Below are 14481 nucleotides of genomic sequence, written 5' to 3' on the forward strand. Positions count from 1 at the left end.
GTTAGTTCAACATCGCGCAAAGTGTTATCAGTTTAATCTTAATCTTATTGCAAGCCCATCCGGAATGCGTTTTACTTGAGCCAGCTTCCCGCTGTCTCGAACAAACCATTTCTACAGGAGTGCAATCGTGAAACTTACACCGTCCTCACTAAAAAGCTTGACCCTCGCCGTCCTGCTGTGCACGGCGACCGCCGCCGCGCAGGCCGATGTCATCGTTTTTACCAACCGCGCCGCTTTCCTCGCCGCGCTCCAGCTACCCGGTGTCGACACGTTCGATGACCTCACCGTGAGCCAGACCGACACGCCGCTATATCGCTTGGCCGGCCCGTATTCCTACCGGGTCAGCGCCGGACCGGTGTCCGACTTCTATCCGGCCGGCAGCGGCTCGGACACCTGGCTGGCCACCACTTTTTCCTCGGACGCGATCACGTTCTCGAGTTTCTCATCTGGGCTGCGCGCGTTTGGCGGCAATTTCTTCGGTTCCGACATCAACGGCGCCTTTCTGCCGGGCCAATCCGTGGTACTGACCGCCAACGACGGCAGCACCACGCGCACCGTCAGTTTGTCCGACACGACGACGACGACCTTCCTCGGCTTCATCGCTGACAATGCGCTGACGTCGGTCACGCTGCGCCAGGACGGCATGCCCAGCACCGAGTACTGGGTCACCGCCAACAACGTGACGCTGGGGATGGTGACCGCGGTGCCGGAGCCGGAAACGTACGCCATGCTGCTGGCCGGCCTGGCGCTGGTGGGCTACTCTGCGTGCCGCCGCAGTGAAGGCAGATTGGCGCAGAACCTGGCCGAACTCGGCTGAACTTTGCCGATACATCGCTGATACATCGCTGACACATAGCTCAACAGCCGCGGCCTGCGCCGCGGCTGTTTTTGCTTTGGCGGCGCCTGCCTGGCTTGGTATAATCGCGCACTTCCGGTCAGGCTATGGGCGCGCAGTGGCTAAACTTTATTTCAGGTACTCGGCGATGAACGCCGGCAAGTCAACCGCGCTGCTGCAGGTGGCGCACAACTACGAAGAACAGGGCCAGCAGGTGCGCCTGTTCACCGCCGCCATCGACCGCCGCTACGGCCTCGGCAAGGTTACTTCGCGCCTCGGGCCGCAGCGCCAGGTCGACACCTTCGACACCAACACCGACTTTCTGGCCGACACCCCGAAAGTGGCTTGCGTGCTGGTCGATGAAGCCCAGTTCCTCAGCACCGCCCAGGTCCAGCAGCTGCACCAGCTGGCCCAGGTGCGCGGCGTACCGGTGATCTGCTACGGCCTGCGCAGCGATTTCCGCGGCGAACCGTTTCCCGGCTCGGCCTACCTGCTGGCGCTGGCCGACGACATCGAAGAACTGAAAAACATCTGCGCCTGCGGCAAGAAGGCGACCATGAACGTGCGCGTCGACGCGGCGGGCAAGCGCATCCGCGAAGGCGAGCAGGTCAGCATCGGCGGCAACGAGCGCTATCGTCAAGTCTGCGCCAGGTGTTTTTACAGCTGAGCTTTTGCTGACTTGTTGAGCGCAGCCGCAGCTGCGCTTGTTCTCGTTTCGCGCCTTCCTCGACTGCCCGCTTGCCGTTTCAGCTCGGTTAAGTTCTTAAGCTGCTCCTAAGCCTGTAGCCCCAAGCTCGCTCTATGCCAATTCGCCATCCTGTTAAAATCAATTGAATTGTCCGTTTGGCGCGTCAGCTTGCCGTTTCGATCCCGCGCCGCCCGCAGTTATCCCGACGCAGTTACGAAGAACTCAGCACGGAGAGACCAAGAATGAAGAAGCAGATATTCATCGTTGCACTGGCGTTTGCCATGTCCGCCCCGGTTGCCTGGGCCCAGCCCGAAAAAGTCGCCGCGGTCCAGATGCGGGCCGACCCTTCGCAGGCGCAGGCGGCTTTGTGGGCTTCGAAAGTGCTGGCACGCTATCACTACAAGGCAATGCCGCTCGACGATTCGCTGTCCGAAAAGATTTTCGACCGTTATTTTAAGACGCTCGACGGCGAAAAACTGTATTTCGTGCAGAGCGATATCGACCAGTTCGACGGCGTGCGCAACAAGCTCGACGACGCCATCAACAACGAAAACCTGACCTTGCCGTTTTCGATCTACAACGTCTACCAGCAGCGCTTCAACCAGCGCATGACGTTTGCCCGCGAACTAATCAAAGGGAAATTCGACTTCAGCACCGACGAAAGTTTCCAGATCGACCGCGAAAAAGCGGCCTGGCCAAAGAACGAGGACGAGGCGCGCGACCTGTGGCGCCGCCGTGTCAAGAACGACTTCCTGCGCCTCAAGCTGGCGGGCAAGGACGACAAATCGATCCGCGAAACGCTCGACAAGCGCTACGACAACTACCAGACCCGCATGCGCAAGCTGAACAACGAGGACGTGTTCCAGATGTTCATGAACGCCTATGCCACGTCGATCGAGCCGCACACCAATTACCTCGGCCCGCGTTCGGCGGACAATTTCGACATCGCCATGCGCCTGTCGCTCGAAGGCATCGGCGCGGTGCTGCAGTCGCGCGACGAGTACACGGTGATCCGCGAAGTCGTGGCGGGCAGCCCGGCCGGCCTGTCGGGCAAGCTGAAGCCGGGCGACCGTATCGTCGGTGTGTCCCAGGGCGAGAACTCGCCCTTCGTCGAAGTGCTGGGCTGGCGCATCGACGACGTCGTGCAGCTGATCCGCGGCGCCAAGGATTCGATCGTGCGCCTCGACGTGCTGCCGGCCGACGCCGGCACCGACGGCAAGCACACCCAGGTCGCGCTGGTGCGCAAAAAAATCAGCATGGAAGAGCAGTCGGCGAAGAAGTCGGTCATCGACGTGCGCGAAGGCGGCGTCAAGCGCCGCATCGGCGTCATTTCGCTGCCGACCTTCTACCTCGACTTCGACGCCCGCCGCCGCGGCGACAAGGACTTCAAGAGCGCCACCCGCGACGTCGCCCGCATCCTCGGCGAGCTGAAAAAGGAAAAAGTTGACAACGTGCTGATCGACCTGCGCAACAACGGCGGCGGCTCGCTGATCGAAGCGATCGAGCTGACGGGCCTGTTCATCGACAAGGGTCCCGTCGTCCAGCAGCGCAACGCCGAAGGCAGGATCGAAGTCGAGAGCGACACCAATGCGGGCCTGGCCTGGGATGGCCCGGTGGGCGTGTTGATCAACCGCGGCTCGGCGTCGGCGTCGGAGATTTTCGCCGCCGCGATGCAGGATTACGGCCGCGGCCTGATCATCGGCGAACCGAGCTTCGGCAAGGGCACCGTGCAGCAGCTGCTCTCGCTCGACAAATTCGCCCCCACCGACAAGGTGCGTTACGGCGAGCTGAAAATGACGATCGCCCAGTTTTTCCGCATCAACGGCGGCACCACCCAGCTGCGCGGCGTCGTGCCCGACATCAAGCTGCCGGTGTTGGGCGACAGCGAAAGCTTTGGCGAGTCGAGCTACGACAACGCCTTGCCGTGGACCTCGATCAAGCCTGCCAACTATGTGCCTGCCGGCGACCTGAAGGAGTTGTTCGCGCCGCTGCAGAAGCGCCACGACGTGCGTATCGCCAAGGACAAGGACTTCCAGTACCTGAACGAAGACATCGCCGAAATGCGCAAGCTGCGCAAGGAAAATGCCATCTCGCTCAACGAAACCGTGCGCCGCAAGGAACGCGACACGCAGGAAGCGCGCGCCAAGCTGCGCGATGCGCGCATAGCCGCGCAAAGCCCTGCCGACGATGCCGGCACCGGCGCCGAAGGCAAGGACGCGCGCAGCAAGGTGCCTGTGCCGACCAAGCAGGCCAAGGCGCTGGCGTTGAAAGGCGCGGCGCGCCAGGACGACGGCCTGCAGGCCGACGAGCGCAACCTGGTGGCCGAGCTGGCGGCCGAGAAAGCGGCCAAGAACGCCAAGGATGTGCTGCTGCAGGAAACGGCCCACATCCTCGCCGACGAAGCCGGCATGCTCAAGACCGACACCCGCATGGCCTCGCGCACCATGCCGTACATGGCGCCCACCAAGGACATCGCCAAGTAAAAGGTGCTGCCCCGCAAGAAAACCCGCCCGGCGAAATGCATGGGCGGGTTTTTTTTCGGGTACAATTCTTGTGAACGATCGTGCTTTTTTTGCGAACGCCCGAACGGGCGGCGCCGGCCGGGACGAAAACTAGGAGACTGTATGGACCTGAATTACACCGGCGAGGACCTGGCGTTTCGCGACAGCGCGCGCGCCTTCCTCGACCAGAACCTGCCGGCCGACCTGCAGCAGAAAGTGCGCCAGCACCTGCGCATGGACAAGATCGATTACGTGCGCTGGCACCGCATCCTGGCCAAACAGGGCTGGGTGGCGCCGGGCTGGCCGGTGGAATTCGGCGGTCCCGGCTGGAATCAGGTAGAGCGTCATATCTGGGAAAACGAGTGCGCGCGCGCCGGCACGCCGGCGATCCTGCCGTTCGGCGTCAACATGGTCGCGCCCGTCATCATGGCGTTCGGCAGCGCCGCCCAGAAGGACTATTTTTTGCCACGCATCCTGTCGTGCGAGGACTGGTGGTGCCAGGGTTACTCGGAGCCGGGCGCCGGCTCCGATCTCGCTTCGCTGAAAACCACCGCTCAGCGGGTAACTACTGCGGACGGCGACCATTACATCGTCAACGGCCAGAAGACCTGGACCACGCTGGCGCAGCACGCCGACATGATTTTCTGCCTGGTGCGCACCGATACCGGCGTGCGCAAGCAGGAGGGCATTTCCTTCCTGCTAATCGACATGCACACTCCCGGCATTACGGTGCGCCCGATCATCACGCTCGACGAAGACCACGAAGTGAACGAGGTGTTTTTCGATAACGTCCGGGTGCCGTTCGACAACCTGGTAGGCCAGGAAAACAAGGGCTGGACCTACGCCAAGTACCTGCTCGGCCACGAGCGCACCGGCATCGCCGCGGTGGGCCGCTCGAAGCGCGAACTGGGCTTCCTGAAGCGCTTCGCCGCCGCCCAGACCCTGGACGGCAAGCCGCTGCTGGCCGACCCGCTGTTCGGCGCCAAGGTGGCGACGCTCGAGATCGAACTGATGGCGCTCGAGATGACGGTGCTGCGCGTGCTGTCGCAAGCGGAAAAAGGCCCCGGTCCCGAGGCGTCCGTGCTGAAGGTGCGCGGCACCGAGATCCAGCAAACCTTGACCGAACTGATGCTCGAAGCAGCCGGCCCGCTGGCGCTGCCGTTCGATCCGGCCTACCTCGACGGCGAAAATGAACACAGCATTCTGGACGACGATGCCGCGCCGCTCGCCGCCCACTACTTCAACGTGCGCAAGACCTCCATCTATGGCGGTTCGAACGAGATTCAACGAAACATCATCACCCAGATGATCCTGGGACTGTGAGGCACGCAATGGATTTCAACTTCAAGGAAGAACAGCTGCAGTTCGCCGATGCCATGAAACGCTGGGTGGCGAAGGATTACAGTTTCGATGAGCGCGCCAAAATCATTGGTTCGCCGGAAGGCGTGTCCGGCGCGGCATGGGCCGCCCTGGCCGAACTGGGCATGACGGCGCTGCCGGTGCCGGAGCAGCAGGGCGGTTTCAGCGGCAGCGCGGTCGACATGTTGGTCGTGATGCAGGAGCTTGGCCGCGGCCTGGTGGTCGAGCCGTACTTTTCCACCATGCTGGGCGCGCAATTGCTGAAACTGGCGGGGGGCCACGGTGCCCTGCTCGAGCAAATCGCGTCGGGCCAGCTGAAACTGGCCTGCGCCTTGGGCGAACGGCAGTCGCGCCATGACCTGGCCGACATCGCCACCAGCGCTGTGGCCGATAGCGACAACTACCGTATCAACGGCCGCAAGAGCGTGGTGCTGCACGGCGCTCAAGCCGGCAGCCTGATTGTCTCGGCCCGCAGCGGCGGTGCACAACGCGATCAGGCCGGCATCTCGTTGTTCGTGCTGCCGGTCGACACCGTTGGCGTCACCGTCACCGATTACCGCACCTTAGATGGCATGCGCGCCGCCGACGTCAAATTCGACAACGTCAGCGTGTCGGCGTCCGCTCTGCTGGGCCAGTTTGGGGCCGGCTGGGAGACGCTCGAAGCAGCGGCCGATTACGGCGCCGGCCTGTTGTGCTTCGAGGCGCTCGGCGTAATGGAGGCGCTATTTGCCGCCACCCTCGATTACCTGAAGACGCGCACCCAGTTCGGCGTGCCGATCGGCAAATTCCAGGCGCTGCAGCACCGCATGGCCGACATGTACATCCACCTCGAACAGGCCCGTTCGATGGCCTTGCTGGCCGCCGTCAAGCTGGGGGCGGACGGCTCGGGCGGCCCCGCCGAGCGCCGCCGCGCGGTGGCCGCGGCAAAGTTCCGGGTCGGCCAGGCGATGAAATTCATCGGCCAGCAGGCGGTCCAGTTGCACGGCGGCATGGGCGTGACGAACGAACTGCCGGCGGCGCATTATTTCAAGCGTCTGACGATGATCGAACTGACCTTGGGCGACTCCGACCATCACCTGCGGCGCTTCATGGCGCAGCCGGAATTTGCGATCGATCGCGGCGAATGAAACCGGTCAACTGGCATGTTGAGGATTTGTTTCCCGGCCGGGAGATCGGGCTGGGGAGGTTCGGGCGGCGGCCGGATGCGTGCGGTGCGTGCGATGCGTAATATCGCCGATCTGGCAGAATTGAAGGCGCTGGTCGGGACCGAGCTTGCCGTGTCAAGCTGGATCGCCATCTCGCAGCAGCGGGTCGACACGTTTGCCGACGCCACGCTTGATCACCAGTGGATCCACGTCGACGTCGAACGCTGCAAGCGCGAGTCGCCCTTCGGCGGCCCGGTGGCGCACGGCTTTTTGACCTTGTCGCTGCTGCCGGCGATGTTCGAAAACGCAGTACGCATGGTCGACGTCAACATGGCGCTCAACTACGGCTTGAACAAGGTACGCTTCCCGGCGCCGGTGCCGGTCGGCAGTCGCCTGCGGGCGCGCCTGACGCTCGCCAGCGTCGACGATATCGAGGCCGGGGCACAGCTGGTGTGGTCGGTGGTGGTGGAATGCGAAGGCAGCGAGCGGCCGGTGTGCGTGGCTGAATTTGTGATGCGGCGATATCCATGACCAACGCCGGTCGTCCCCGCATGTGCGAGGACGCCGGTTTTCCGGTGAGCGAATCAGGAGCGCATCAGCGGCAGCGAGCCATCCTCACCCACTCAAATCCACTTGGCCAATTCCAGCTTCGCAATCGCGTTGCGGTGCACCTCGTCCGGCCCGTCGGCCAGGCGCAAGGTGCGGTTGCCCGCCCACTGCGACGCCAGCGGAAAATCGTCCGACACGCCGGCGGCGCCGTGGGCCTGGATCGCCCAGTCCAGCACTTCCTGCGCCACGTTCGGCGCCAGCACCTTGATCATCGCGATCTCCGCCTGCGCGTGCTTGTTGCCGACGCTGTCCATCAGCGCCGCCGTCTTCAAGGTCAGCAAGCGGGCCGTGTCGATTTTGATGCGCGACTCGGCGATCCGTTCGCGCCAGGTGCTCTGCTCGGAGATCTTCTTGCCGAAGGCGACCCGGCTGTTGAGGCGTTTGCACATCAGTTCGAGCGCGCGCTCGGCCACGCCGATGGCGCGCATGCAGTGGTGGATGCGGCCAGGTCCGAGCCGGCCCTGGGCGATCTCGAAGCCGCGCCCCTCGCCCAGCAGCAAATTCGACGCCGGCACGCGCACGTTGTCGAACAGGATTTCGCAATGGCCGTGCGGCGCGTCGTCGTAGCCGAACACCGGCAGCGGGCGCACCACGGTGATGCCGGGTGTGTCGGCCGGCACCAGGATCATCGACTGCTGGGCGTGGCGGCTTGCTGACGGATCGGTCTTCCCCATCAGGATGTAGATCGCGCAGCGCGGGTCGCCGGCGCCGGAGATCCACCACTTGCGGCCATTGATCACATAGCCGTCGCCGTCATGCTCGATGCGGGTGGCGATGTTGGTCGCATCCGACGAGGCGACTTCCGGCTCGGTCATTGCAAACGCCGAGCGGATCTCGCCGCGCAGCAGCGGCTCCAGCCATTCGCGCTTGTGCTCCTCGGAGCCGTAACGCTCGATCGTTTCCATGTTGCCGGTGTCGGGGGCGGCGCAATTGAACACTTCCGGCGCCCACACCACGCGGCCCATGATCTCGCACAGCGGCGCGTAATCGAGATTCGACAGGCCTTCCGGCGCGCGCGCCGATTTGGGCAGGAACAGGTTCCACAGCCCCTGTTCGCGCGCCAGCGGTTTCAGGCGTTCGATCAGTTCGGTCGGGATCCAGCGGTTGCCTCGTTCCAGGCCGTTGCGGTCCACCTCCTGCTTGAACGCTTTTTCATTCGGGTAGACATGCTCGTCCATGAAGGCGAGCAGGCGCGCCTGCAGTTCCATGCAGCGCTCGGAGTAATCGAAATTCATGGTTGGTCCTTGAAGTGAGATAGGAAGTGGAATGCGTCAGGTCAGGCCATCGCGGCCAAGGCGTATTTCCAGCCGAGTTCGGCCATCGGGCGCGCCGCCTTGCCGTTCTGCAGCGCCTGGGCGCTCGACGCGGTGCCGTCGACATATCTCTTCATGATGCCTTGCATGATGCCGGCCAGCCGGAACATGTTGTAGGCAAGATAGAAATTGAAGTCTTCCGCACGGATGGTGGAGCCGGTGCGCGCGCAATAGCTGGCGATGTACTGCTGCTGGCTGGGAATGCCGAGCGCTTCCAGGTCGAGTCCGGCAATGCCGCGGAACTGCCCCGGCTCGATGTGCCAGCTCATGCAATGGTAGGAAAAATCGGCCAGCGGATGGCCGACCGTCGACAGTTCCCAGTCCAGCACCGCCAGGATGCGCGGCTCGGTGGGGTGGAAGATCATGTTGTCGAGTCGGAAGTCGCCGTGCACGATCGAGGTCGCTTCGCCGGGCGGGATATTGTCCGGCAGCCAAGCGATCAGCTGGTCCATCGCTTCGATGGTCTCGGTGCTCGAAGCCTGGTACTGGCGGGTCCAGCGTTCGATCTGGCGCGCGAAATAATTTCCCGGCTTGCCATAGTCGGCCAGCTTGACGGCGCTGAAGTCGATCGCGTGCAGCTGGGCGATCACGCGGTTGAGCTCGTCGTAGATGGCGGCCCGTTCGGCAGGCGCCATGCCGGGCAGCGACTGGTCCCACAATACCCGGCCTTCGATGCATTCCATGACAAAAAAGGCGCGCCCGATTACCGACTCGTCAAGGCACAGCAGGTACTGGCGCGGCACCGGAAAGCCGGCCTTGTGGAGCGCGTCCATGACCCGGTATTCGCGGTCGATCGCATGGGCCGACGGCAGCAGTTTGGCGGCCGGTCCCGGCTTGGTGCGCAGCACATAATGGCTGCCGCCAGCGCCAATTTTGAAAGTCGGATTCGACTGGCCGCCCTTGAATTGCTCGACCGTCACCTCGCCCGCGGGAAAGCCCGGGATGTGCGCGCGCAGGTATCCGGCCAGCGCCAGCACGTCAAAGCGCTGCCGCTCGGACACCGGCTTGGTTCCTATCATTTCTTCGAACATGCTGTCTCCGCTCTCTTGTTGGTTGCTTATTCTAGCTGATGAAATAGAGCGACCGTACTATTTGTTTGGGCCGCATCACCGAGATTTCATGTATTGTTCGAACAGCACTTCCATCGTGGTGGTGCGCGCGCCGCCATGCAGGGGCGCCGGTGGTGCGTAGTTGACGAAACGGACCACCCAGTCGGCGTGGTCCGGGCCGACATCGAGGGCGTTGATGCAGCCGGCGCTTTGCGCCAGGGCACCGAGGAAGAGGCGCTGGCCGGTCAGCGCCAGCGACAAAATGGCGCAGTTGACGCCGCCGTGCAGCACCAGCAGCACGGTGTCCCAGTGCGGATCGGCGCGCAGGCAGGCAATCGCCGGGTGGACCCTGTCCAGCAGTTCGCCGACCGATTCGCCGCCGAGGAAGCGCTGGTCGGCGCCGACCATGCCTTCGAAGACGCCGGTGAACGCGTTGCGTAATTCGGCGTCCGGGATCCTTGATAAGCGCCCGCCGCGGATTTCATCGAGCTCCGGCCAGCAGTCGACAGCGATGTCCTGGCCGGTTTCGGCCAGCACCCGGCGCGCCGTCTCGACAGTGCGCGGCAGGCTGGAGGCAATCACGCGGTCGAAACGCACGTTGGCGGCGGCGAACGACTGGCCGGCCGCGCTGGCTTGGGCGCGGCCTTCTTCGTCGAGGGCAACGGTTTCCGGCAGGTAAGGTTTGCCGGCGGCGTCGAAGTACGTGACGCTGCCGTGGCGCATCAGGAACATGCGGCGGCGCGGGGCGGGTGTCGGTTCGGTCATGCTTGTATAGTATCACCGGGGCTCGGGAAGAAAATTTGCGTTCAAGATAATCTTTCCTGTGTGAACTGTCATAAAATGGTCCAGCAACATTTTTAACCATTTGAAGGTAGTCCATGGCAAGGCCCGAAAAAATCCGACTTGGCGAGATCCTCGTCCAGCAAAGGCTGCTGTCCGAGGAACAACTCGGGCTGGCGCTGACCGACCAGAAACGCTCCGGCCGCAAGCTCGGCCGGGTGTTCGTCGAAAACGGCTTCGTCACCGAAGAACAGATTTCCGGCGCCATCGCCCGCCAGCTCGACATCCCCTACATCAACCTGAAGTTCTACAACACCAATCCGGCGGTGGTGCGCCTGCTGCCGGAAACGCAGGCGCGGCGCTTTCGCGCGCTGGTGCTGGAAGACCGCCGCACCTCGCTGCTGGTGGGGATGTCGGACCCGACCGACCTGTTCGCCTACGACGAGATCGCGCGCCAGGTCAAGAAGGCGGTCGAACTGGCGGTGGTCACCGAGACCGAGGTGCTGCAGGCGATCGACCGCATCTACCGCCGCACCGACGAGATCACCGATTTTGCGCGCGAGCTGGAACAGGATCTGGGCGACAGCGTCGTCGACTTCGGTGCACTGGCCGCCAACCCGGGGCTGGAAGAGGCGCCGATCGTCAAGCTGCTGCAGTCGGTGTTCGACGACGCCACCCAGGTGCGCGCCTCCGACATCCACATCGAGCCGCAGGAAACCCGGCTGCAGATCCGCTTTCGGATCGACGGCGTGCTGCATCTGCAGACCGAGGCCGACATCAAGATCGCCACCTCGCTGGCGTTGCGCCTCAAACTGATGGCCGACCTCGACATTTCCGAAAAGCGCCTGCCGCAGGACGGCCGCTTCGCAATGAAGGTCAAGCAGCAGCGGGTCGATGTGCGGATCTCGACCATGCCGACCCAGTACGGCGAATCGGTGGTGATGCGCTTGCTTAACCAGGGCGGCACGACCTTGCGGCTGGACGCGATCGGCATGCCGGCGCGCCTGGTCGAACGCTTTCGCGCCATCGTCGGGCGTCCAAACGGCCTGGTGCTGGTGACGGGGCCTACCGGCAGCGGCAAGACGACGACCTTGTACAGCGCGCTGTCCGAGCTGAACTCGGTCGAAAAAAAGCTGATCACGGTCGAAGACCCGGTCGAGTACCGGCTGCCCGGCATCAACCAGGTGCAGGTCAACGACAAGATCGAGCTCAGTTTCGCGCGCGTGCTGCGCTCGGCGCTGCGCCAGGATCCCGACATCGTGCTGGTGGGCGAGATGCGCGACCAGGAGACCGCCCAGATCGGCCTGCGCGCGGCGATGACGGGCCACCTGGTGCTGTCGACCCTGCACACCAACGACGCCGCCAGCACGCCGCTGCGCCTGATGGACATGGGGGTGCCGCGCTACATGGTGGGCAGTTCGCTGCAGGCGGTGCTGGCACAGCGCCTGGTGCGGGTGATTTGCGAAAGCTGCAGCGAGCCGTATTCTCCGAGCCCGACCGAGCGGCTGTGGCTATGCGCCGAACCGGGCGAAAGCGGTCCGGACACCGCCTTCTTCCACGGCAAAGGCTGTTCGCATTGCAACGGCATGGGTTACCGTGGCCGTACCGGCGTCTATGAATTGCTGGAGATGACGGCCACGGTGGTCGATGCGGCCAACCACCACGACCCGGCCCATTTCCTGCGCGCGGCGCGCACCGAGATGGCGGGCGAAACGCTGCGCCGGCACGCGGTGCAGCTGGCGGTACAGGGCCGCACCACGGTGGCCGAGGCGATGCGCATCAGCCACCAGCTGGAGGACTGAGATGCCGTTGTTTGCCTACAAGGGACGCAACGTGCGCGGCGAGCTGATGGAGGGCGTGCTGGAGGCGGCCGACAGCGGCGCCGTGGCCGACCAGCTGTTCGGTACCGGTGTGACGCCGCTGGTGATCGCGCCGACCAAGCGCAGCGCCAGCAATGCCGGCGCCGGCCAGTCGTGGTGGACCAGCCTGACCGAGAAAAGTGTCACGCCGATGGACGTGCAGCTGTTCAGCCGCCAGATGCACACCCTGCTCAAGGCCGGCGTGCCGATCATGCGCGGCCTGGCCGGGTTGCAGGAATCGGCCATCAGCCCGGCGTTCGGGCGCATCCTCAAGGACTTGCGCGATTCGCTCGACTCGGGCCGCGAACTGTCGGCGGCGATGCGGCGCCACCCCGACATTTTCAGCAATTTCTACCTGTCGATGGTGCGGGTGGGCGAAATGACGGGCCGGCTCGAGGACGTGTTCCTGCGCCTGTTCGACCACCTCGAATTCGACCGCGACATGCGCGACCGGGTCAAGACGGCCCTGCGCTATCCCGGTTTCGTGGTCGCGGCCATGGTGATGGCAATGGCGATCGTCAACATTTTCGTGATCCCGCAATTTACCAAGGTGTTCGCCAGTTTCCATGCCCAGTTGCCGTTGATGACGCGCATCCTGATCGGCTTTTCCGATTTCACGGTGGCCTGGTGGCCGGTGATGCTGGTACTGTCAATCGGCTCGATGCTGGCGGCGCGCTCCTGGGTGCAGACCGTGGCCGGGCGCTACAGCTGGGACCGCAACAAGCTGCGCCTGCCGATCGCCGGCAAGATCATCCTGAAAGGCACAATGGCGCGTTTTGCCCGCAGTTTTGCGCTCTCGAGCAAGAGCGGCGTGCCGATCGTGCAGGCGCTGACGGTGGTGTCGCAGACGGTCGACAACGCCTATCTGGCAGCACGCATCGAACAGATGCGCGACGGCGTCGAGCGCGGCGAAACCATCCTGCGCACCGGCACCACGGCCGGCGTATTCACCCCGGTGGTGCTGCAGATGATCGCGGTCGGCGAGGAGACCGGTTCGCTCGACGACCTGATGGATGAAATCGCCCTGATGTACGAGCGCGAGGTCGACTACGAACTAAGGACGCTGTCGTCGCAGATCGAACCGATCCTGATCACCTTTCTTGGTTTTATGGTGCTGGTGCTGGCACTCGGCATTTTCCTGCCGATCTGGGACCTGGGAAAAGCGGCATTGCATCCATGATGGTCACGGCTGTTGCGCCAAAAAACAACACTGTCTGTTTTTTGCACAGAAAGCGTGGCGCCAGCCTGTTCGAATTTGTGATCGTGCTGGCGGTGATTGCGCTGCTGGTAGGTATTTTGCTGCAGCGCATACACGTGGTTCAGTGCCAGGCCGAACTGGCGAAAGTGCAACAGGTCGTGGGCGTGCTGCGCAGCACGCTACGGATGAAGGCGGCCGTTGTGTACGCACATGGCAATTCCCAGGAGTTTATCGCGCTGACTGAACAAAATCCGATGCGCTGGCTGACCAGTATGCCAAATAATTACTTGGGCGAATATTACTCGCCCGATATCGAAGGCCTGGAATCGGGTAGTTGGTATTACGACCCAGGCACGAATACCTTGGTTTATTTGATGCATAACGGGAACGATTTGAAAGGAAAGAAAATAAAATTGCTTAAATTTAAACAAATATTATTGCGTGCAGAGTCCGAACGTGGCATTCTTGCAAGCATGCCGTACAGCATTGTTTTGAATGAGGTAGCGGAAACCCTGGACTGACGATCGGCTGATTGTCGGATCCGTCAATTATGTGGATGCGGAGAAAAATATGAATAAACTGAGCATCAAAGGCCAAAACGCCCAAACGGGCTTCACATTGATCGAACTGATCGTCGTCATCGTCATCCTGGGCGTACTGGCTGCGACCGCGCTGCCGAAATTTGCTGATTTGGGGGCCGACGCGCGTGTTGCCAAAATGCAAGGTGCGCTTGGTGCCATGAAGTCCGCATCAGCAACTTTTCATGCGCAATGGTTGGCGGCGGGTTCGCCAGCCGACGCAGGCGCTGCCACCTCAACTATTAAGCAAGAGGGTGTAGCCATCGGGTACATAAATGGCTACCCGACCGCAGCCGACATGCTCGTATCGGCTGGAGGCTTGGCCGACTACAAAACGGACACTGGCACCACTAAGGTGCTTAAAGTATCGTCCGACCAGACCGGTCGCACTTCTTGCAGTATCACGTACACAGAAGCGAGCACCGCCGGCGCTGCCCCTTCGTTCAGTAGCGCGCCAACCGTGGGCAACTGCCAGTAATTTAGCGCTTCCGGTTCGCCGCATGTGTATCGACAGGTCAAACCGCTCGCGCCTTGACCTGTTTTTTATTGCGGTTCGTAGTCGTCAAT

At 62.9% G+C, this 14481-nt stretch carries 13 protein-coding genes; 10 read left to right on the forward strand and 3 right to left on the reverse strand.

Annotated elements, in window-relative coordinates; genetic code table 11:
- The first annotated feature begins 127 nt into the window (after window positions 1-127).
- From CR103_RS23450 to CR103_RS15020, 6 genes are all read left to right on the forward strand, one after another.
- Window positions 128-817, forward strand: a complete 690-nt coding sequence (locus CR103_RS23450) for a PEP-CTERM sorting domain-containing protein (protein ID WP_229443127.1) — start codon at window positions 128-130, stop codon at window positions 815-817.
- 136 nt (window positions 818-953) lie between these two features.
- The gene (locus CR103_RS15000) at window positions 954-1502 is read left to right on the forward strand and encodes a thymidine kinase (RefSeq protein ID WP_099916774.1); all 549 of its coding nucleotides are present in this window, start codon (window positions 954-956) and stop codon (window positions 1500-1502) included.
- 263 nt (window positions 1503-1765) lie between these two features.
- Window positions 1766-4006 carry a carboxy terminal-processing peptidase gene (locus tag CR103_RS15005; protein ID WP_099916775.1) on the forward strand — a complete coding sequence of 747 codons (2241 nt, stop codon included), beginning with the start codon at window positions 1766-1768 and terminating at the stop codon, window positions 4004-4006.
- A gap of 141 nt (window positions 4007-4147) precedes the next feature.
- A complete protein-coding gene (locus CR103_RS15010) occupies window positions 4148-5347 on the forward strand; it encodes an acyl-CoA dehydrogenase family protein (RefSeq protein WP_099916776.1) in 1200 nt (399 codons plus the stop codon).
- Between the two features lie 8 nt (window positions 5348-5355).
- Window positions 5356-6510: an acyl-CoA dehydrogenase family protein gene (locus CR103_RS15015; RefSeq protein ID WP_099916777.1), complete on the forward strand. Its 1155-nt coding sequence runs from the start codon at window positions 5356-5358 to the stop codon at window positions 6508-6510.
- Between the two features lie 93 nt (window positions 6511-6603).
- Window positions 6604-7059: a MaoC family dehydratase gene (locus CR103_RS15020; protein WP_099916814.1), complete on the forward strand. Its 456-nt coding sequence runs from the start codon at window positions 6604-6606 to the stop codon at window positions 7057-7059.
- A gap of 92 nt (window positions 7060-7151) precedes the next feature.
- Here CR103_RS15020 and CR103_RS15025 read toward each other — a convergent pair whose 3' ends face one another.
- From CR103_RS15025 to CR103_RS15035, 3 genes are all read right to left on the reverse strand, one after another.
- On the reverse strand, window positions 7152-8372 hold the full coding sequence (locus CR103_RS15025; RefSeq protein WP_099916778.1) for an acyl-CoA dehydrogenase family protein: 1221 nt from the start codon (window positions 8370-8372) through the stop codon (window positions 7152-7154).
- A gap of 41 nt (window positions 8373-8413) precedes the next feature.
- Complete coding sequence (locus CR103_RS15030) at window positions 8414-9481, reverse strand: phosphotransferase (RefSeq protein WP_099916779.1); 1068 nt, start codon at window positions 9479-9481, stop codon at window positions 8414-8416.
- Window positions 9482-9556: 75 nt separating this feature from the next.
- Window positions 9557-10264, reverse strand: coding sequence for a histidine phosphatase family protein (locus CR103_RS15035; RefSeq protein ID WP_229443128.1), 708 nt, complete (start codon window positions 10262-10264; stop codon window positions 9557-9559).
- Between the two features lie 113 nt (window positions 10265-10377).
- On the opposite strand from CR103_RS15035, the gene CR103_RS15040 reads away from it, so the two are divergent.
- The 4 genes from CR103_RS15040 to CR103_RS24005 are packed head-to-tail and all read left to right on the forward strand — an operon-like array spanning window position 10378 to window position 14392.
- Window positions 10378-12081, forward strand: a complete 1704-nt coding sequence (locus tag CR103_RS15040) for a GspE/PulE family protein (protein WP_099916780.1) — start codon at window positions 10378-10380, stop codon at window positions 12079-12081.
- A 1-nt stretch (window position 12082) separates the two neighbouring features.
- Window positions 12083-13318 carry a type II secretion system F family protein gene (locus CR103_RS15045; RefSeq protein WP_099916781.1) on the forward strand — a complete coding sequence of 412 codons (1236 nt, stop codon included), beginning with the start codon at window positions 12083-12085 and terminating at the stop codon, window positions 13316-13318.
- On the forward strand, window positions 13315-13857 hold the full coding sequence (locus CR103_RS15050; RefSeq protein ID WP_099916782.1) for a type II secretion system protein: 543 nt from the start codon (window positions 13315-13317) through the stop codon (window positions 13855-13857). The genes CR103_RS15045 and CR103_RS15050 overlap by 4 nt, the downstream gene beginning before the upstream one ends.
- 49 nt (window positions 13858-13906) lie before the next feature.
- Window positions 13907-14392, forward strand: a complete 486-nt coding sequence (locus CR103_RS24005) for a type II secretion system protein (RefSeq protein ID WP_099916783.1) — start codon at window positions 13907-13909, stop codon at window positions 14390-14392.
- The last annotated feature ends 89 nt before the right edge of the window (window positions 14393-14481 follow it).

Source organism: Massilia psychrophila (assembly GCF_002760665.1).
Taxonomy (GTDB): Bacteria; Pseudomonadota; Gammaproteobacteria; order Burkholderiales; family Burkholderiaceae_D; genus JAFCUW01.